This window comes from Micromonospora sp. NPDC050417 (genome assembly GCF_044458865.1).
Taxonomy (GTDB): domain Bacteria; phylum Actinomycetota; class Actinomycetes; order Mycobacteriales; family Micromonosporaceae; genus Micromonospora_G.
This window is the reverse complement of the sequence record NZ_JBITIH010000019.1, coordinates 91,610-109,768: the sequence shown is the minus strand read 5'-3', so window position 1 is coordinate 109,768 and position 18,159 is coordinate 91,610. Positions and strand designations below refer to the sequence as shown.

Genomic DNA, 18,159 nt, shown 5'->3' with positions numbered 1-18,159 from the left:
ACGGAAAGCGATAACAAGGGGCCCTTCCTTACAAGGGAGGTTCGGTGGTGGCGGTGGTGGCGGGGAGGGTGAAGGGGGTGAGGCGGGCGCTGATCGCGACCACCATCGGCCAGAGTGACTCGGCGCCGGCCGCGAACCGCTCGGTCAGCCCGATCCAGGGTCCGCGGGTGAACATCTCGACGCCGAACCAGGCGCAGAGCCCGATCGGCACGAGGCTCGCCAGGATCGCCGCGGTGCGGCGTACCGCCCAGGGGCGGGGGGTGTCCGGCGAGATGGTCTCCGCCCAGGTTGGCCAGTACCTGTCCCGCAGGGCCAGCGTCGACGCCACCGGCCAGAGGGCGAGCGCGACGAAGGCGGTGCCGGCGACGAAGGCGTGCTCGTTCGAACCGCCGTTCTCCGGTTGTGGGAAGAGCGCCACCAGGCCGGTCGCGATCCCGCCGAGCGCGAGCAGGCTCCGGCCCAGCAACCCGGCCACGGTCAGCCCGATGGCGGTGACCACGTAACAGGCGCCGGCCGCGGCCAGCCCGAGCAACATGATCCACGCGTCGGTCGCACCGGGTCCGGCCAGCACGCTGATGGTGTCGAAGACCGGGTCGTAGTGGTCCGGCTGACGGGCCGCCCCGGCGGTCCAGCCACCGATCAGGAAGAACGGAGCGCCGGTCGCGGAGAGGAGGGCCCACCACGGCACGGGTCGCATTCGGTCACCGTACTGCGGAGCATTGGTGCAGGTCCGGCGATTGCGGACGGTCGTTGAGCCCTCCGGGGTGACACCGTCAGTGACGCGCTCCCAGTTCCAGCGCCGCCACTCCGGCGATCACCAGGACCAGTCCACCGACCTGGATCCAGGTCAGGCTGTCGCCGAGGAACGCGGCACCGATCGCCGCGACCAGGGCCACGCCGATCGCCGACCAGACCCCGTACGCCACACCCACCGGCATGCCCCGTTTCAGCACCTCGGCGAGGAGGCCGAACGCGATCAGGTAGCCGACGACGACGATCACCGACGGCACCAGCTTCGAGAACCCGTGGGAGATTCGCAGGGCGATAGTCGCGGTCACCTCACTGAGGATCGCGCCGGCCAACAGAATCCACACCATGCGTCCACTCCTCGACCCCGGCCCGTACCCGCATCCAAACGCGAACCTTATTTCCCCTGTCGTCCGGACGAAAGAGAAGCCCCGACTCGTGACCCGTCCAGGGCGTCGCGGACCGTTGCCAGGTCGGCGCCGGCCGCGCTGAGCAACACTGCCGGCCCGCCGGCCAGCGGCATCCTGGCCGCGTACGGTCCCAGCGGCATCCGGGCCGCGTACGGTCCCAGCGGCGCTGGTCCGGGTGGCCCGGTCCCGGCCCAGGCCGGGTCGACCAGGAGCAGCGAGCCGGTGACCCGGGCGGCGCTGAGTCGAGCCGCCCCGGCCCAGCCCGGGGCGCGCGGACCCACCGCGAGTTCGTTGCGGAGCAGCGTACGTCCGGCGTAGCGCAGGGTCGTGTCGATCCGTACGTCGCCGACCGGCTCGCCGTGCCGCCCGCACACCAGTTCGTCCCGCCAGACCAGGCCCGCGCCGTCGGCCACCTCCAGGACGGATCGGGAGAGGTGGTCGCAGCGGGCCGCGCCGATCAGCGGCTCGGGCAGCCAGCGCAGTCGCCCGCCCGCCTCCACCCGGGCGGTCACCTCCAGTCGGGAGCGCCGCCCGCCGGCACCGGGCAGGACCAGTGACGCGGCCACGGTCCGTACGCAGAGCAGTGCCCCGGCGCCGACGGTCAGTTCGATCCGTAACCGGTCGCCGCCGAGTGGGCCGGCCGCCCCGCCGACCAGGTGCACCTGGACTTCGCCGTCGTCGGTGGGGGCGGCCCTGGTCCGCCGGATCAGCAGCGGCGCCTCGCCGTGCAGTTCCGCCAGTCGGGTGCCTCGCGCACCGTCCGCGACGGCCACGATCCGGGCCGTCGCCCGCATCAACGCGGTGGTACGTGTACGGGCCCGGCGTCGGCGGCGCCGCCTCGGGTGTGGGCGGCGACGAGCGTACGGACCCACTGCGCCACCGGGGTTGCCGCCGGGTCACGTACCAGGGAGAGGAAGACCGTCGGGAGGTTGCCGCGACGGGCCGCCGCGTCCCGTTCCATCACCGACAGGTCCGCCCCGACCAGCGGTGCCAGATCCGTTTTGTTGATCACCAGCAGGTCGGCGCCGGTGACCCCGGGCCCGCCCTTGCGTGGCACCTTGTCGCCGCCGGCCACGTCGACCACGAAGATCTGCTGGTCGATCAGCCCTTTGCTGAAGGTCGCGGTGAGGTTGTCCCCGCCGCTCTCCACCAGCACCAGGTCCAGCGGCCCGAGCGTCGTTTCCAACTCCTCCACCGCGTCCAGGTTGGCGGAGATGTCGTCGCGGATCGCGGTGTGCGGGCAGCAGCCGGTTTCCACCGCCCGGATCCGTTCGGCCGGCAGCACGCCGTGGCGGAGCAGGAAATCGGCGTCCTCGGTGGTGTAGATGTCGTTGGTCACCACCGCCAGCCGCAGTTCGGCGGCGAGGGTCCGGCACAGCGCGGCGACCAGCGCGGTCTTGCCCGAGCCGACCGGCCCGCCGATCCCCACCCGCAACGCGCGGGCGCCGGTGGGGGCGTCGGGCAGCGGTGGGTGCGGGTCCACCTCCGGATCAGGATGGGTGTGCGGTGTTTCTTCCGGACCGTGGTCGTGTGGCGCGCCGCCGTTGGCGTGGGGCCGGGCGGACTGGTCAGGATGCAAAGAGACGCACCTCCTGGCAGGCGTGCAGTTCGGCACCGATCTCCAGCAGGGGCGCGGAGTCGGCGGGCAGGTCGTCGACCGGATCGTCGACCCGGCCGGCCGCGTCGGCCGCCAGCCGGTCACATTCGCCGGCCAGGCCGGCGAGCAGGGCGTGGACCGCGTACGGGTCGAGGCCGAGCAGCCGTACGGCGGCACTGGCCGGGCCGCTGATCGCGCCGTACGCGCTGGCCACCGCCGCCTCGGTCGGTCCGAGCCCAGCGGCGGCGCTCACCAGTCCCAGCGCCACCGGCTGGTGCGGTCCGGCGGGTGGTGTCCCGGCCGGCAGCACGACGCTTCCGAAGATCGCCCGTCCGGCGCGGAGCAGCGCCCGGCCCTGGGCCCGGGAGGCGCGACGCAGCGCGGGCGAGGGCGTACGCGCGTCGAGGCCCTGGTCGAGTTCGGCGACCGGCACCCGGCCGGCGCAGGCGCAGGCGGCGAACGCCGCGCCGACCCGGCCGGTGGTGGCGAGTCGGCCGCGCAGGAAATCGGCCAGCCCGGCCAGGTCCCGTAACCGGCCGCTGGTCACCGCGGACTCCAGCCCACCGGAGTGGGCGTGTCCGCCCGAGGGCAGCCGACCGTCGGCGAGGACCAGGAGGGTGGCGAGGGAGGGCGTGGTGGTCAGCGACATGGCGGTCAGAAGAGAAAGTAGCGTTGGGCCATCGGCAGTTCGGTCGCCGGTTCGGGTTCGATCACCACGCCGTCGATCCGGACGGTGAAGGTGTCCGGGTCGACTTCGATCCGGGGGAGCGTGTCGTTGAGCGGCATGTCGGACTTGCCGCGCGACCGTACGTCCGCCACCGGGGCGAGGCGCCGGCTGAGGCCGATCCGCTCACCGAGGTTCTCCTCGATCGCGACCGGTGCGACGAACGCCAGACTGGTGGCGGCGGGCACCGAACCGTACGCGCCGAACATCGGGCGGGGCAGCACTGGCTGCGGGGTCGGGATCGAGGCGTTGGCGTCACCCATCTGCGCCCAGGCGATCATGCCGCCCTTGAGTACCAGGTGTGGGCGTACGCCGAAGAAGACCGGGTCCCAGAGCACCAGGTCGGCGAGCTTGCCCGACTCGACCGAGCCGACTTCGGCGTCGATGCCGTGCGCGACGGCGGGGCAGATCGTGTACTTGGCGACGTACCGCCGGGCCCGCAGGTTGTCCGCGGACCCGTCGCCGGCCAGCGCCCCGCGCCGCGCCTTCATCACGTGCGCGGTCTGCCAGGTGCGGAGGATGACCTCACCGGCGCGACCCATCGCCTGCGCGTCCGACCCGATCATCGAGATCGCGCCGAGGTCGTGCAGCACGTCCTCGGCCGCCATGGTGCTCGGCCGGATCCGGCTCTCGGCGAAGGCCAGGTCCTCCGGCACCGTCGGGTTCAGGTGGTGGCAGACCATCAGCATGTCGAGGTGCTCGTCGAGGGTGTTGCGGGTGTACGGCCGGGTCGGGTTCGTCGACGACGGCAGCACGTTCGGTTCGGCGGCGACGGTGATGATGTCCGGCGCGTGCCCGCCGCCCGCCCCCTCGGTGTGGTACGCGTGGATCGACCGGCCGGCGATGGCGCGCAGCGTGTCGGCGACGAAACCGGCCTCGTTGAGGGTGTCGGTGTGGATGGCCACCTGCACCCCGGAGGCGTCCGCGACCCGCAGGCAGGCGTCGATCGCGGCTGGTGTGGTGCCCCAGTCCTCGTGCAGCTTGAAGCCACCCGCCCCGCCGCGCAGCTGTTCCCACATCGACTCTTCGCGGACCGTGTTGCCCTTGCCGAGCAGCAGGACGTTCACCGGCCACGGGTCGATCGAGGCGAGCATCCGGGCGAGGTACCAGGCGTTCGGGGTGACCGTGGTCGCCTTGGTCCCCTCGGCCGGGCCGGTGCCGCCACCCATGATCGTGGTGATGCCGCTGGCCAGTGCCGTTTCCAGGATCTGCGGGCAGATCAGGTGTACGTGACTGTCGATCCCACCGGCGGTCAGGATCTTGCCGTTGCCGGCGATGATCTCGGTGCCCGGACCGATCACCAGCGCCGGGTGGACCCCGTCCATGGTGTCCGGGTTGCCGGCCTTGCCGAGCGCCACGATCCGACCGTCGCGGATGCCGACGTCGGCCTTGACGACGCCCCAGTGGTCGAGCACCACCGCGCCGGTGATGACGGTGTCGGGGGAGCCTTCGGCCCGGGTCGCCGTCGACTGGCCCATCGACTCGCGGATCACCTTGCCGCCGCCGAAGACGGCCTCGTCGCCGTACCCACAGTGGTCCTGCTCGACCTCGATCAGCAGGTTCGTGTCCGCGAGCCGGATCCGGTCCCCGGTGGTGGGGCCGTAGAGCGCGGCGTACCGCCTGCGGTCCAGCGTGCTCACCGCCCACCTCCTGCGCGGTCGCTGGTCTCATGATCTGGGTCCAGGGGGCCGGCGCAGGCGGCGCGGAGGCCGGGGACGATGCGGGCGCCGCCGAGTGGGATCAGCTCCACCTCGCGGTCGATGCCCGGTTCGAAGCGGACCGAGGTGCCGGCCGGTACGGCGAGCCGGTGCCCCCAGGCCGCCGACCGGTCGAACTCCAGCGCCGGATTCGCCTCGGCGAAGTGGTAGTGCGAGCCGACCTGCACAGGTCGGTCGCCCGTGTTGGTGACCGGCAGCGTCAGCACCGTCCGGCCTGGGTTGATCACGATGTCGCCCGTACCCAGAAGCACCTCGCCCGGGATCATGTGGTCCCACCTTCCCCACGGGCCGCGACGGACCCCTGTCTAGGAGATCGGGTCGTGTACGGTGACCAGCTTCGTGCCGTCCGGGAAGGTCGCCTCCACCTGCACTTCCGGCAGCATCTCGGGCACCCCGTCGAGCACGTCCTCACGGCCGAGCACATGCCGCCCGGCGTCCATCAGATCGGCGACGCTGCGGCCGTCGCGCGCCCCCTCCAGCAGGAACGCGGTGATCACCGCCGTCGCCTCGGGGAGGTTCAGTCGCAGCCCACGCTCGCGGCGACGCCAGGCGACGTCGGCGGCGACGTGGATGAGCAACCGGTCCTGCTCATGTCGGGTGAGGAACAATGCCGTACCTCCGGACAGTGGAGCGAACATTGTGGATGGTGCCAGTCGCACGTTGCGCAGGTGTTACGACCTATGGTCGCTGCTCACGGGGCCTCGCGAGCCGGTCGGTCCCGGTAGCTTCGTCGATGTACGCAGCGTTGCCGAGTTGCCGGGGAGAGGACACGGGGGATGGGACAGCGGTCGGTTGTGGAACCAGGGCAGCCCATACATGGGGGCCGGTGACGGGCGGTGACCCGGACGGCCAGCCTGATCGTACTGGTGGCGGTCGCTTCACTGCTGACCGGATGCGGGGAGGCATCGCCGGTTTATCCCATGTCGACGGGCGACCCGACGATAGTGGCGAGTCCGACGTCGGCGGCCAGTCCGACGGCGGCGGCCAGTCCGGCGAAGACGATCACGGTCATCAGTTCGGCCTTTGCCGAGGGTGAGCGGATACCCGAGCGGTACACCTGCAAGGGTGGCAGCGAGCGGCCGCCGCTGGCCGGGTCCGGCGACGTCGGCGAGGCAGCCGCGTTCGCGTTGATCGTGGACGACCCGCACGCGCCGGGCTTCACGTACGTGCACTGGATCGCCTACGACATCCCGGCCGCCACCAGGGAGATCCCGGCCGGTGACCTGCCAGCGGACCTGCTCCAGGCGTCGAACTCCGCCGGTGGCGCGAACTGGACACCGCCCTGTCCGCCGAGCGGCGAACACCGCTACCGGTTCACCGTGTACGCCCTGAAGCAGAAGATCGGCCTACTCGCCGGCACCGAAGCCGGCGAAGCCCGCAGGGCGATCGAAGCGGCGGCCATCCGTACCGGCACCCTCACCGGCCTCTACGGCAACCCCTGAGGTCTGGTCTCGGCTCCCACGATCGTCAGGTGCTCTGCCGCGCGACACGCCATGAGACAGGCGGCACAGCACCTGACGATCGTGGCGTCCTGTGGATGCTCACGTCAGGCGTGGGTGCGGATCGGGTGAGGCCCACTGTTCCGGGTTCTGGTGGCCTGAACCGGTCAGCTTGAGCCGGATCCGTCCAACCGCTGCTTGCGCTTCTCCGCGTATGCCTGCACATCCGCCGCCGACCAGATCCGTCCCACGGTGAGGTTGGCGATCGGCGCGGGGAAGTCGGCTCGATCGACCAGGATCGCGGCTCGTTGGCGGCTGACCCCGAGAAGATCTGCCACCTCAGCGAGCGCCATCACCTGCATCGGTGCACCATCCGACGAACGGGGGTAGGCAAGTTGTCAACAGGGGGGTTGACTACCTGTCAACCCCTTGTGAAGCTCGTCGGTATGCCCCTGCGGAGAGCGCTTAAACCGATCCCACTGGCACCCATCCACCGCTGTACCTGGCGGCGGTTCCGTCGTTGGTGCTCCTGTGGATCGCGTTGGACCTCCTGCCCCGACCGCCGGGCGCCCGTCCCGTACGAGCCGCAGGCAGGTTCCGTCGTTCGCTCTGACCGGGACCACCGCCCGAACTGGAGCGCGTTGACCGTCGCAAACCCCCGCGTCGGGCGGCCCGGTTATCCCACCCCGGCCCAGCGCTGGCGGGCCAACGGCGGTCGCTGGTGACCACGTCACCGCTCCAGCAACGCCAGCACCTCCCGCTGCGCCCGCTCTGGATTTGCCGGACCTGCGCCGCCCCCTGGCCCTGCGCGCCTGTTCGCCTCCTCCTCTGGCGCGAGTACGCCCACGACCGCGTCTCGCTCGCGATCTACCTCTCGGACAGTCCTGCACGAGGCGGCAGTCGATCTCTACTGTCTGACCCAGAACCCCGGTCCCGACCCGGCGGACCTTTTCGCCAGATTTCTCGGCTGGACTGGCCGTCACATGACCTAAGGTCGCCCACGCGGCCAGTGTGTGCTTCGGGAATGCTTCTCCCGTTATCGAGCGGCGGGCGAATCGGACAGTGTCTGGGAGTGGAAGCGTGCCCGACGGTGCCTCTCTTGAGGTCGTTGCCGCGCTTCGCAACGGCCCTCAGTCAGGATGAGACCCTGAGGGCAGCGATTGCCGAACATGACGGTGTCCTACGCACCGTTTCGCGCCGCCCTGTGGTAGAAAAGGTCCAAGAGGCGGCCCAGGGTGCGCCCTAAGCGCAAAGGAGGACGAGGATCATGCTCCTCCGATTTCGGCTAGCGAATCACAGGTCGGTGCGGGACGAAGTAGAGCTATCCCTGGTGGCGAGCACGATGAAGGGGGCTGCGCCGGCCAGAGGTGACTGGACATCCGTAACCGTCCGGACTTCCGGGATCTACGGGGCAAATGCCTCAGGTAAGTCGACTGTTATAGATGGACTCAGATTTATGGTGTCGGCGGTGCGTAGGTCGGCAACCGCCTGGAGTGAGCGCGGGTTTTTTCCGCACTATCCATTTGTTTTGGATGCTAGCTCGACAAATCGGCCTTCGCTGTACGAATTAGACCTTACTGTTGATGGAACTCGGTACACGTATGGCTTCAGTTCCACGTCTGTCATTGCGGAGGAATGGCTTTATTCGTACCCGTCCGGGCGAAGGCGCATGCTTTTCGAGCGGGTAGTCGGGGGTAAGACCTCCTTCGGGCGCCATCTCGCGGGTGACAATATTAGAATCAGTAAAGCGTTGACAGATTCTACGCTGTACTTATCGCTTGCTGCTACAAATAAACATCCCGTTCTTCTGAGGTTGTACGACGAAATCTCACACAACATCCACTTTGCTGAGGTTGACGAGTCTGACCAGCAGACGAGGCTTCGTGGAGTTATTGGTATGTTGAGCGATGAGAGGTCAATCCGAGAAGCCACGGCTCTTCTGCGATTCGCCGATGTGGGGATCACGAACCTGCAGGTCGAGGACACGGCGGTGTCTGATGAGATGCGTGAAAGGTTGTCGAAGTTTGTTGATGCAGTGAGAGAATTTTCTGATGCCCCGGCCGACATGTTTTCGGTTGATCAACTGTTTGAGGTGGTTCGTAAGAGCCTGAAGTTCGTGCATGTTCGTGAACAAGATTCATTGCCTGCACTCGATATATCGCAAGAGAGTAGCGGGACCGTCGCTTGGCTTGCTCTCGCCGTTCCGGCTGTCGAATCCATACGATCCGGAGATATTTTTGTGGTCGATGAGGTGGATTCGAGTCTTCATCCAAAGCTCTCGGCTGCCCTGATAAACCTCTTCAGGGACCGGGACCTGAACCGGACCGGTGCGCAATTGATCTTCACGTCACATGACACCTCCTTGCTGGGGAGCGTTCATGGAGATCTGCTCGGGGCCGACGAGATTTGGTTTACGGAGAAGGATGCCGCAGGCGTTAGTCGCCTGTACTCCCTTGCGGAATTTTCGACGCGATCAAAGGACAATTTTGAACGTCGTTACCTACAAGGGAGATATGGGGCAATCCCGTTGATTGCTATCGAGGAGTTGAAGCAGGCGCTACTTGCCGACTAAGGTCCTCGCATGGTTCATGGGGTCGGTGGGAGAAGCCTTGAAAGGCGACGGGGAACCCGAAGTGAGCGCTCCCGTATCCTTGTGGTAACGGAGGGAAAAGTTACCGAGCCTCAATACTTCCGGGGGCTGGCCCAGTATGTCAAGGCGACAGGCGTCGATATTCGGGCACTAGACATCGTTGGCCTAGGCAGGGACCCCTTGCGAATTGTTCTGGAGGCCGTGCGCTTACGCAAAGAGGGCCAGAACAGAGATCTAGGTAATGACGGGTACGACTCGGCGTGGTGTGTGATTGATGTTGATCGCCACGATACCTTGTCGAATGCTATTTCTCTCGCAAGGCGAGAGAAGATTTCAATCGCTATAACGAATCCTTGCTTCGAGCTTTGGATTCTCTGGCACTTCAAGGACCGGACAGTCAACATCCAGTCAAGTGAACTTCGTCGCTTGCTCCGCCCCTATGGGTGCGCGGACAAGAAGTTGCCGCGGGACTTTGCGTACGTCAACTACCGGGATGCGGTCAGGCGAGCCTCTGTTCAAGCCAATACAGTGGAGGATGTGCAGGCAATTCCGATGAACCCCGGAACGGGCGTGCACGTGCTGGTTTCGGCGCTAATCCCAGGTTAATCGGCCGGAATCACAGTAGGATAACTGACCGAGCCGTGGTCGTGGCCGGCAAGGTTCCTAACGTGGTTAGGCCTGGTTGCGGATGCGCTGCTCGCCGGCTTCGACGGGGAACGGAAGAATGTTCTGCCGGGGTGGGAGCGGGCAGATGAAGGCGTCCGAGAACGCGCACGGCGGCAACTCCACCCGGTTGAAGTCCAGCGTCACCGGCCCCGGTCCGGTCGGTAGCGGCACGAACAGGAACCGCGAGGCGGCGTACGACTGCTTGCCGCTGGTCGCGTCCCGGAAGGTGATGTGCGCTTCGCCGACGTGACCGGTGTCCAGGCCGATCAGTTCGACCTCGTGACCGTCCACCGTGAACGAGAACGTCCCGATGACCTGGTAGTCGACCTCGCGACCCGAGTTGGTGTGCACCACGTTCTCGGTGCGGTTCACCTCGGCCGGGCGGAACTCGGCGGTGACCACCCACGCCGGGTCCGGGACGAACGCGTCGATGCCGGCGAACTGGCGCACCGCCTCGGCGTGCGGGTCGTAGGTGCGTACGGCGGTGTCGTCGCCCCGGCGGATGATGACCAGCGCGACGTCACCCACGGCGAGCCACTGGCCGTCGCGGATGACCGCCTCGGTGACCGGTTCGCCGTCGACGGTGAGCCCGTCGGCGTCGTCGACCCGGACCACACCGTTCTCGACCGACCAGCGTCCCGGCACGCCCTCGATGACCGTGCCGTCGGAGATCCAGTTGGTGCCGGTCAGGGTCAGGTCACCACCGGGGGAGGAGACCTTCGTCTCCCGCTGGTCGTGCCATTTTCGCCACTCGTCGGCGAAGTTGTCGCTGGTCACATCGATGTCGACAGTCATGCCGTCTCCTCGGTTCGGGAACTCGAAAACGCGGTCGAAAACGCCGCCCCGTCCGGGAGCGGAACAGCCAGATCGGCGGGAAGTTGGGGGATCGCGGCGAGTAGCGCACGGGTGTAGTCCTGGGTCGGTCGCTCCAACACCGTCGCGGTCGGACCCGCCTCGACCACCCGGCCGTCGCGCATCACCATCACCTGCTGGCAGAGCTGGCTGACGATCGCCAGGTCGTGCGAGACCAGCACCAGGGTCAGGCCGAGTGTGTCGACCAACCCCCGCAGCAGGTCGAGGATCTGGAGACGTACGGAGACGTCGAGGGCGCTGACTGGTTCGTCGGCCAGCAGCAGTTTGGGTGACGGGGCGAGTGCCCGGGCGATGGCGATCCGTTGCCGCTGTCCACCGGAGAACTCGTGCGGGTAGCGCCGGCCGTCGTCGGGGTTCAGCCCCACGGCGGTCAGCACCTCGGCGACCCGGTCGGCCCGTTCCGCCCGGTCCTTGCCGATCTTCAGTGAGCGCAGTGGCTCGGCGACGATCGACGCGACCGACATCCGAGGGTTCAACGACGAGCGCGGGTCCTGGAAGACCACCTGCACCTGGCGCCGGAAGTCGCGCCGGGGCACCCGGCCCAACGGCTGGCCGCCGAAGAGCACCGCGCCCGACGTGGGTCGGTCGACGCCGAGCAGGAGGCGGAGCAGGGTGCTCTTGCCCGCGCCGGACTCACCGACGATGCCGAGGCTGGCACCACTGTCGACGCTGACGTCGACCTGGTCGAGGGCGGGCCGGGGGCGACCGGGGTACTGACGCGTCAACGCGTGACCGGCGAGCAGCGGGGCGCTCATTTCCGAACCGTCCCGTCAGCGAGCGGCGCGGAGGCACCGGCGGCCCCGGTGACCAGGCGGGTCACCTGGGCGGCGCTGGCGACCAGGTGCCGGGCGTACGCGGACCGGGGGCGGCGCAGCACGTCGTCGGTGGCGCCGGACTCCTCCACCCGACCGTCGCGCATCACGATCAGCCGTTGTGCCAGCTTGGCCACCACCGGCAGGTCGTGGCTGATGAAGAGCAGCGCCACCGAGGTCTCCTCGATCAGTTCGTCGAGCAGGGCCAGGATCTGCGCCTGCACGGTCACGTCGAGCGCGGTGGTCGGCTCGTCGGCGATCAGCACCCTCGGCCGGCAGGCGAGCGCCATCGCCAGTGCGACCCGCTGCCGCTGACCGCCGGAGATCTCGTGCGGCAGTGCCCGGACCAGGCGTTCCGGCTCCGGCAGACCGACGCGGCGGACCCATTCGACTGTCCGCGTCTGTGCGTCGGCCCGGTTGAGTCCCTGGTGCAGGCGGAGTGGTCCGGCGATCTGACGGCCGATCGGCATCAGCGGGTCGAGCGCGGTCAACGGCTCCTGGAAGACCAGACTGACGGTGTTGCCGCGTACCCGTCGCCAGTCGCGGTCCGGTGCACCGACCAGGTCCCGGCCGTCGACGGTGATCCGGCCGCTGACCCGCATGCCTTCGGGGAGCAGACCGAGCAGGGCGAGCGCGGTCAACGACTTGCCCGAGCCGGACTCGCCGATCAGGCCGACCCGGTCGCGGGCGCCCAGTTCGAGGGAGATGTCCTGGACCAGCGGGCGGTCGTCGAGGGTGACGGTGAGCTGTTCGGCGGTGAGGATGCTCATCGCGTCACTCCCGTTCGCCGGTGACGCCGTAACTGCGGGTCGAGGGTTTCGCGGAGGCCGTCGCCGAGCAGGTTGACGCCGATCACCGCGATCGCGACCGCGATGCCGGGCAGCAGCACGTTCCAGGGGGCGACGCTCACCGTCGGCTGGGCCTCCTGGAGCATCCGGCCCCAGGACGGGGCGGGCGGCGGGGTGCCGAGACCGAGGTACGACAGCGACGCCTCGGCGATCACCGCGACGCCGAACGCCAGGGTGGCCTGGACCAGCAGGGTGTGCCAGATGTTCGGCAGCACATGCCGGACCAGGATCATGATCGGTCCGGTGCCGGAGGTCCGTGCGGCGAGTACGTAGTCCTGGGTGAAGATCCGGCTGGCCGAGATCCGGGTCAGCCGGGCCACCTCGGCGCTCACCCCGACACCGATCGCGATGATCGCGACCAGGGTCGACGCGCCGTAGACGGTGACCAGCAGCATCGCCAGCAGCAGCGTCGGGAAGGCGATCAGGATGTCGATCACGCCGATCACCGCGTCGTCGGCGACCCGGCCGGCGGAGGCGGCGAACAGACCGAGCGGCAGGCCGAGCGCGAACGCCACCGCGACGGAGGCCGTACCGACCCAGACGGCGGTCCTGGCCCCGAGCATGAGCTGGGTGAACTGGTCCCGGCCGAGCCGGTCGGTGCCGGCCCAGTGCTGCGCCGACGGCCCGGCGAGCCGGCCGCCGGGGGTCGCCTGGTCCAGCGCGTACGGCGTCCACACCAGGCTGACCAGGGCGAGTGCCAGGATCAGACCGAGCAGCACCGCCCCGGCGACCAGCGAAGGCGACCAGCGAAGGCGCGTGCGACGACCGGCCGCGACCGGGGCGTCCGGCGGCGCGGTGGTGGGCTCCAGCAACGGTACGGTCACGCCTGACCTCGCAGTCGGGGGTCGATGAGCCGTTGGATCAGGTCGACGGCGAGTCCGACCAGCAGCACGGCTCCGGTCATCAGGAAGACCGTGCCCTGCACCACGGGCAGATCCCGGGACTTCACACTGGTCAGCAGCAGGCTGCCGAGCCCGGGCAGGGCGAAGACGCTCTCGATCACGACGGTGCCGATCAGCGAACCGGCGAGCAGTACCCCGAGTACGTTCACCACCGGTGCGGCGCCGTTGCGCAACCCGTGCCGCCACAGCGCCCTCGGCAGGCTGTACCCGAGCGACCTGGCCGTACGCAGGTATTCCTGGCCGAGTACGTCGAGGGTGGCCGAGCGGACGTACCGGACCAGCAGTGACGCCTGCGCGATGGTGAGGGTGAGCACCGGCAGGACCAGCGACTGCACGGCGGCGCCCGGGTCCTGCCAGCCGGCGCGGGGGAAACCGCCGGGCGGCAGCAGTCGCCCCTGGACGGCGACGAGCCAGACCACCACGATGCCGACCCAGAAGATCGGCAGCGCGATGCCGATCTGGGCCAGCCCGGAGACGGCGAGGCCGCTGGCGTTGCGGCGGCGCAGCGCGGCGAAGACCCCGACCGGTACGGCGACCAGGATCGAGGCGACGAACGCGCCCAGCGCCAGCGGCAGCGTCACCGGCAACCGGTCGAGGATCTGGTCCAGTACCGGCGTACGGGTGAAGAGGCTGTCGCCGAGGTCACCGGTGAACAGCCCGCCGAACCAGTCGCCGTACTGGGTGAGCAGAGGGCGGTCGGTGCCGAGTTGGTGCCGGATCGCCTCGATCTGCTCCGGTGGCGAGCCGACGGCGAGCAGGGTGACGGCTGGGTCGCCGGGCAGCACCCGGAGCAGGAAGAAGACCGCCGAACCGGCGAGGAAGAGCGAGCCGACGAGCCAGCCGAGCCGGCGCAGCAGGTAGCGGAGCATCGTCACCGCCACCCCCGCCGGCGCTGTCCGAACCGGCGCCGCGCCGGAGCCGGGTACGGCCGGGGGCCGGCCGGTGACCCGGGGGAGCGGGTACCGGCCGGCCAGGAGGCGCTGACGGGTGACTCAGCGCTGCTTGCTGATCGGGGCGACATAGAAGCTGTCCGTGGTGAGGTTCTTCTGGTAGCCGCTGACCGCACTGGAGGCCACCTTGATCGCCGGGTCGAGGAAGAGCCAGTCGCTCGCCGCGTCCTCGGAGATCTGCCGGGCCGCCTTCTTCAACAGCTCGGTCTGCTCCGCCTCGGTGGCGGCGGTCTCGGACTGCTTCACCCACTGCTGGACCTGCGGGTTGTCGTACTGCCAGTAGAAGTCCGGGTCGCCGTACCAGATCAGGTCACGTTGGTTGACGTGGGTCATGATCGTGGCCTGGAAGTTGTGGTTCTTGTAGACCTTGTCGGTCCAGGTGGCGTCGTCGATCGGGTTCAGGTTGATGGTGATGCCGGCCTGGGCGAGCTGGCTCTTCAGGCCCTGCGCCACGATGTTGATCGAGTCGGACGGTACGTAGTCGACGGTGAAGGTGAGCCCGTTGGCGTACCCGGCCTTGGCCAGCAGCGCCTTGGCGCTTTCGACGTTGTGGTCGTCGATGCTGGTCAGGTCCTCGAACCAGGGGTCGGTGGGCGGCACCATCGAGCCGAGGATCTGCCCGCGTTCGGCCCAGACCGCGTTCAGCAGCGCCTTGCGGTCGGTCGCCTGGCGGATCGCCTTGCGTACGTCGACGTTGTTGAACGGGGCGACCGCGTCGTTGAAGTTGAACAGTTCCTTGGTGGTGGAGGTGCCCTCGACGACGGTGAACTCGGGCCGGTTCTCGAACTGGGCGAGCACGTCCGGGGAGGTCACCTGGGTCACCAGGTCGAGCTGGCCGGCGAGCAGGGCGTTGTTCTCGGCGGTGGTGTCCTTGAAGAAGCGGTACACCACCTCCTTGTTCTTCGGCGCCGTGCCCCAGTACTTGTCGTTACGGGTCAGGGTGATCGAGTCGCCCTGCTTCCAGCCGCCGACGGTGTACGGCCCGGTGCCGACCACGGTCGTCTCCGGGTTGCCGGCACCGGCCTTGGTCACCGCTGCCCCGGTCGTGGTCAGGTAGAAGAGGAACGACTGCGACCGCTGGCTGAGCCCGATCTTCACCGTGCTGTCGTCCGGCGCCTCGATCGTCTTCATGATCGAGAGGTCCTTCTTGCGGGCGCTGGTCGACTCGTCCGAGGTCACCCGCTTGAGGGTGGCGACCACGTCGGCGGCCTTGAGTGGGGTGCCGTCGGAGAAGGTGACGCCCGGCTGGAGGTGGAACGTGTAGGTCGTGCCCTCCGGCGAGACGTCCCACGACTTCGCCAGCAGCGGCTCGACCTTGCCGTCGTCGGTGAGTACGGTCAGTCCCTCGACCACGTTGCGGAGCAGCACCTGGGCGTGGCCGGTGTTGCCGCCCTTGACGGTGTTCAGCGTGGTCGGTTCGTTCAGCGACCCGATGGTGATCGTCGCGTCCGGGTCCGCGCCACCGGCGCCGCCCGACGCGGTGTCACCGGCGTTGGAGCAGGCGCTCAGCAGCAGGGCGCCGATCGCGGCGCCCGCGGTCAGCAGTCCGAGTCGGCGGCGGAGATGGCGGCCGGGTGTCGTACGTCCCGGGGTGGGGCTGGGCATCTGTCGGCTCCAGGTAGTGGCGGACCACGATGACGAAGATCAACATCGGGTGCGATGGATGACGCGGGAGGGCGGATCTGCGAGGGAGTCGTACGCTCGCCGCTGCGCTGCGTTGCGCTGGCCGGGAGGGCCGCTTGCCGGGTCAGGCGGGGCAGGGCGATGGTGCTGACGACGGGACGGTCAGCGACAACAACAACAGCCGCGTACCGGCGCGACGCCGGCCATCGACCCAGCACACTGGGACGGATACGCGACGCTCATGGCAGCGACCCTACCCGCGGATCGCAATTCCCTACCAGACCGATCGGAGTAACCTTGACCACGTTGTGACGGGACGCCGCCCGTGGACGGGGTGGCGGGTCGGGACGGTCCGGGGGAGGCCCCGAGTGCGCCGAGCTGCCCTGACAGAATGCAGGGGCAACATCCTGGACCCATGAGGAGAGCCCTGTCGTGATCCGTACCCATGACGCCGGCAGCCTGCGCGCGACGCACGCCGGCAGCACGGTGAAGCTCGCGGGCTGGGTAGCCCGCCGACGCGACCACGGCGGCGTGATCTTCGTCGACCTGCGGGACGCCTCCGGCGTGGTGCAGGTGGTGTTCCGTGAGGGCATGGAGTCGGCCCACGCGCTGCGCAACGAGTTCTGCGTCCTGGTCACCGGGGAGGTCACCCGCCGCCCCGAGGGCAACGACAACACCGAGTTGCCGACCGGCGAGATCGAGGTCACCGCCACCGAACTGGTGGTCCTCTCCGAGGCCGCGCCGCTGCCGCTGCCCGTGGACGACCAGGTCGTCGCCGGCGACGACATCCGCCTGCGCTACCGCTACCTCGACCTGCGCCGCAGCGGCCCGGCGAACGCCATGCGACTGCGCTCCAAGGCCAACCAGATCGCCCGGAGTGTGCTGCACGGGCACGACTTCCTGGAGATCGAGACCCCGACCCTGACCCGGTCGACCCCCGAGGGTGCCCGCGACTTCCTGGTGCCGGTCCGGCTCCAGCCCGGTTCCTGGTACGCCCTGCCGCAGTCCCCGCAGCTGTTCAAGCAGCTACTCATGGTCGGCGGCATGGAGCGCTACTACCAGATCGCCCGCTGCTACCGCGACGAGGACTTCCGCGCCGACCGGCAGCCGGAGTTCACCCAGCTCGACATCGAGATGTCCTTCGTCACCGAGGACGACGTGATCGACCTCGGTGAGGAGATCGTCCGCAAGCTCTGGAGTGAGCTGGCCGGACACCAGATCAGCTCGCCGATCCCGCGCATCACCTGGCACGACGCGATGTCCCGGTACGGCTCGGACAAGCCCGACCTGCGCTACGGCGTCGAGCTGACCGAACTCACCGACTACCTGCGCGGCACCGAGTTCCGGGTCTTCGCCGGCGCGATCGACGCCGGAGGCTACGTCGGTGCGGTGGTGATGCCCGGTGGCGCCGCGCAGACCCGCAAGGAACTCGACGGGTGGCAGGACTGGGCCAAGTCGCGCGGTGCGCGCGGCCTGGCGTACGTGGTGCTCGACGCGGAGACCGGCGAGGCCCGGGGACCGGTGGCGAAGAACCTCTCCGAGGCGCACCTCGGCGGGCTCGCCGACGCCGTCGGAGCCAAGCCCGGCGACGCCGTCTTCTTCGCCGCCTCCGCCAACCAGCGCGAGGCGCAGGAACTGCTCGGCGCGGCCCGGATCGAGATCGCCAAGCGGTCGGGGCTGATCGACGAATCCGCCTGGGCGTTCTGCTGGGTGGTCGACGCGCCGATGTTCGAGCGCACCGACGAGGGCGGCTGGACCGCCGTGCACCACCCGTTCACCTCGCCGAACGCCGACTGGGAGGCGCGCTTCGAGGAGGCGCCGGACCGGGCCCTGGCGTACGCGTACGACATCGTCTGCAACGGCAACGAGATCGGTGGCGGCTCGGTCCGTATCCACCGGGGAGACGTACAGAGCCGGGTCTTCGACCTGCTCGGCATCTCCCCGGAGGAGGCGACCGACAAGTTCGGCTTCCTGCTGGAGGCGTTCAAGTTCGGCCCGCCGCCGCACGCCGGCATCGCGTTCGGCTGGGACCGGGTCTGCATGCTGCTCGCCGGTGCGGAGTCGATCCGCGAGGTGATCGCCTTCCCGAAGACCCGGGGCGGGTACGACCCGCTGACCGGTGCGCCGACCCCGATCACCGGTCAGCAGCGGACCGAGGCCGGCATCGACGCCAAGCCGAAGCCGCCGACTCCCGCCACCGCCGGCACCGCCGGTGTGGCCGCACCGGTCGAACCGGTCTGAGCCGGACAGACCCGGCGCG

The 18,159-nt window shown here is 69.0% G+C and carries 19 protein-coding genes and 1 pseudogene; 5 read left to right on the top strand and 15 right to left on the bottom strand.

Features of this window, described 5'->3' with window-relative positions:
* Nucleotides 1-28: 28 nt before the first annotated feature.
* The 8 genes from ACIBF5_RS23830 to ACIBF5_RS23795 form a co-directional block, all read right to left on the bottom strand.
* A complete protein-coding gene (locus tag ACIBF5_RS23830) occupies nucleotides 29-697 on the bottom strand; it encodes a DUF998 domain-containing protein (protein WP_396815070.1) in 669 nt (222 codons plus the stop codon).
* Nucleotides 698-773: 76 nt separating this feature from the next.
* Entirely contained in the window at nucleotides 774-1,097 is a 324-nt protein-coding gene (locus ACIBF5_RS23825) for a DMT family transporter (protein WP_396815069.1), read from the bottom strand.
* Between the two features lie 47 nt (nucleotides 1,098-1,144).
* Nucleotides 1,145-1,951 carry an urease accessory protein UreD gene (locus ACIBF5_RS23820; RefSeq protein ID WP_396815068.1) on the bottom strand — a complete coding sequence of 269 codons (807 nt, stop codon included), beginning with the start codon at nucleotides 1,949-1,951 and terminating at the stop codon, nucleotides 1,145-1,147.
* Nucleotides 1,951-2,640 (bottom strand): urease accessory protein UreG, encoded by a 690-nt coding sequence (gene ureG, locus ACIBF5_RS23815; RefSeq protein ID WP_396815126.1) that lies wholly within the window; start codon nucleotides 2,638-2,640, stop codon nucleotides 1,951-1,953. The genes ACIBF5_RS23820 and ureG overlap by 1 nt, the downstream gene beginning before the upstream one ends.
* A gap of 85 nt (nucleotides 2,641-2,725) precedes the next feature.
* A complete protein-coding gene (locus tag ACIBF5_RS23810) occupies nucleotides 2,726-3,403 on the bottom strand; it encodes an urease accessory protein UreF (protein ID WP_396815067.1) in 678 nt (225 codons plus the stop codon).
* A 5-nt stretch (nucleotides 3,404-3,408) separates the two neighbouring features.
* A complete protein-coding gene (locus tag ACIBF5_RS23805; RefSeq protein ID WP_396815066.1) occupies nucleotides 3,409-5,118 on the bottom strand; it encodes an urease subunit alpha in 1,710 nt (569 codons plus the stop codon).
* On the bottom strand, nucleotides 5,115-5,462 hold the full coding sequence (locus ACIBF5_RS23800; protein ID WP_396815065.1) for an urease subunit beta: 348 nt from the start codon (nucleotides 5,460-5,462) through the stop codon (nucleotides 5,115-5,117). Before ACIBF5_RS23800 ends, ACIBF5_RS23805 begins: the two co-directional genes overlap by 4 nt.
* Nucleotides 5,463-5,501: 39 nt before the next feature.
* Entirely contained in the window at nucleotides 5,502-5,804 is a 303-nt protein-coding gene (locus ACIBF5_RS23795; protein WP_396815125.1) for an urease subunit gamma, read from the bottom strand.
* 336 nt (nucleotides 5,805-6,140) lie between these two features.
* Between ACIBF5_RS23795 and ACIBF5_RS23790 the strand changes: the two genes are divergently transcribed.
* Nucleotides 6,141-6,638 (top strand): YbhB/YbcL family Raf kinase inhibitor-like protein, encoded by a 498-nt coding sequence (locus tag ACIBF5_RS23790; RefSeq protein WP_396815064.1) that lies wholly within the window; start codon nucleotides 6,141-6,143, stop codon nucleotides 6,636-6,638.
* A 164-nt stretch (nucleotides 6,639-6,802) separates the two neighbouring features.
* Here the strand turns inward: ACIBF5_RS23790 and ACIBF5_RS23785 are convergent, their stop codons facing one another.
* Complete coding sequence (locus ACIBF5_RS23785) at nucleotides 6,803-6,997, bottom strand: AlpA family transcriptional regulator (protein ID WP_121159761.1); 195 nt, start codon at nucleotides 6,995-6,997, stop codon at nucleotides 6,803-6,805.
* A 335-nt stretch (nucleotides 6,998-7,332) separates the two neighbouring features.
* Between ACIBF5_RS23785 and ACIBF5_RS23780 the strand changes: the two are divergent.
* The 3 genes and pseudogenes from ACIBF5_RS23780 (at nucleotide 7,333) to ACIBF5_RS23770 (ending at nucleotide 9,831) form a co-directional block, all read left to right on the top strand.
* Nucleotides 7,333-7,627: pseudogene (locus ACIBF5_RS23780) on the top strand (hypothetical protein).
* A 275-nt stretch (nucleotides 7,628-7,902) separates the two neighbouring features.
* Entirely contained in the window at nucleotides 7,903-9,207 is a 1,305-nt protein-coding gene (locus ACIBF5_RS23775) for an ATP/GTP-binding protein (RefSeq protein ID WP_396815063.1), read from the top strand.
* Nucleotides 9,208-9,216: 9 nt separating this feature from the next.
* Complete coding sequence (locus ACIBF5_RS23770; protein ID WP_396815062.1) at nucleotides 9,217-9,831, top strand: RloB family protein; 615 nt, start codon at nucleotides 9,217-9,219, stop codon at nucleotides 9,829-9,831.
* A 66-nt stretch (nucleotides 9,832-9,897) separates the two neighbouring features.
* Here the strand turns inward: ACIBF5_RS23770 and ACIBF5_RS23765 are convergent, their stop codons facing one another.
* From ACIBF5_RS23765 to ACIBF5_RS23740, 6 genes are all read right to left on the bottom strand, one after another.
* Nucleotides 9,898-10,686 carry a DUF1684 domain-containing protein gene (locus ACIBF5_RS23765; RefSeq protein ID WP_396815061.1) on the bottom strand — a complete coding sequence of 263 codons (789 nt, stop codon included), beginning with the start codon at nucleotides 10,684-10,686 and terminating at the stop codon, nucleotides 9,898-9,900.
* On the bottom strand, nucleotides 10,683-11,519 hold the full coding sequence (locus ACIBF5_RS23760) for an ABC transporter ATP-binding protein (protein WP_396815060.1): 837 nt from the start codon (nucleotides 11,517-11,519) through the stop codon (nucleotides 10,683-10,685). Before ACIBF5_RS23760 ends, ACIBF5_RS23765 begins: the two co-directional genes overlap by 4 nt.
* Nucleotides 11,516-12,346, bottom strand: coding sequence for an ATP-binding cassette domain-containing protein (locus tag ACIBF5_RS23755; protein WP_396815059.1), 831 nt, complete (start codon nucleotides 12,344-12,346; stop codon nucleotides 11,516-11,518). Before ACIBF5_RS23755 ends, ACIBF5_RS23760 begins: the two co-directional genes overlap by 4 nt.
* Nucleotides 12,343-13,248, bottom strand: coding sequence for an ABC transporter permease (locus ACIBF5_RS23750; protein ID WP_396815058.1), 906 nt, complete (start codon nucleotides 13,246-13,248; stop codon nucleotides 12,343-12,345). The genes ACIBF5_RS23755 and ACIBF5_RS23750 overlap by 4 nt, the downstream gene beginning before the upstream one ends.
* Entirely contained in the window at nucleotides 13,245-14,195 is a 951-nt protein-coding gene (locus tag ACIBF5_RS23745) for an ABC transporter permease (protein WP_396815124.1), read from the bottom strand. Before ACIBF5_RS23745 ends, ACIBF5_RS23750 begins: the two co-directional genes overlap by 4 nt.
* Nucleotides 14,196-14,318: 123 nt before the next feature.
* Nucleotides 14,319-15,881: an ABC transporter substrate-binding protein gene (locus ACIBF5_RS23740; RefSeq protein WP_396815057.1), complete on the bottom strand. Its 1,563-nt coding sequence runs from the start codon at nucleotides 15,879-15,881 to the stop codon at nucleotides 14,319-14,321.
* A 450-nt stretch (nucleotides 15,882-16,331) separates the two neighbouring features.
* On the opposite strand from ACIBF5_RS23740, the gene aspS reads away from it, so the two are divergent.
* Nucleotides 16,332-18,140: an aspartate--tRNA ligase gene (gene aspS / locus ACIBF5_RS23735; protein WP_396815056.1), complete on the top strand. Its 1,809-nt coding sequence runs from the start codon at nucleotides 16,332-16,334 to the stop codon at nucleotides 18,138-18,140.
* The last annotated feature ends 19 nt before the right edge of the window (nucleotides 18,141-18,159 follow it).

Coding starts and splice junctions, on each gene's coding strand:
- ACIBF5_RS23830 (WP_396815070.1), bottom strand. CDS start 697: ATGCGACCCGTGCCGTGGTGGGCCCTCCTCTCCGCGACCGGCGCTCCG.
- ACIBF5_RS23785 (WP_121159761.1), bottom strand. CDS start 6,997: ATGCAGGTGATGGCGCTCGCTGAGGTGGCAGATCTTCTCGGGGTCAGC.
- ACIBF5_RS23820 (WP_396815068.1), bottom strand. CDS start 1,951: ATGCGGGCGACGGCCCGGATCGTGGCCGTCGCGGACGGTGCGCGAGGC.
- ACIBF5_RS23760 (WP_396815060.1), bottom strand. CDS start 11,519: ATGAGCGCCCCGCTGCTCGCCGGTCACGCGTTGACGCGTCAGTACCCC.
- ACIBF5_RS23825 (WP_396815069.1), bottom strand. CDS start 1,097: ATGGTGTGGATTCTGTTGGCCGGCGCGATCCTCAGTGAGGTGACCGCG.
- ACIBF5_RS23770 (WP_396815062.1), top strand. CDS start 9,217: ATGGTTCATGGGGTCGGTGGGAGAAGCCTTGAAAGGCGACGGGGAACC.
- ACIBF5_RS23800 (WP_396815065.1), bottom strand. CDS start 5,462: ATGATCCCGGGCGAGGTGCTTCTGGGTACGGGCGACATCGTGATCAAC.
- ACIBF5_RS23775 (WP_396815063.1), top strand. CDS start 7,903: ATGCTCCTCCGATTTCGGCTAGCGAATCACAGGTCGGTGCGGGACGAA.
- ACIBF5_RS23755 (WP_396815059.1), bottom strand. CDS start 12,346: ATGAGCATCCTCACCGCCGAACAGCTCACCGTCACCCTCGACGACCGC.
- ACIBF5_RS23740 (WP_396815057.1), bottom strand. CDS start 15,881: ATGCCCAGCCCCACCCCGGGACGTACGACACCCGGCCGCCATCTCCGC.
- ACIBF5_RS23765 (WP_396815061.1), bottom strand. CDS start 10,686: ATGACTGTCGACATCGATGTGACCAGCGACAACTTCGCCGACGAGTGG.
- ACIBF5_RS23745 (WP_396815124.1), bottom strand. CDS start 14,195: ATGCTCCGCTACCTGCTGCGCCGGCTCGGCTGGCTCGTCGGCTCGCTC.
- ACIBF5_RS23810 (WP_396815067.1), bottom strand. CDS start 3,403: ATGTCGCTGACCACCACGCCCTCCCTCGCCACCCTCCTGGTCCTCGCC.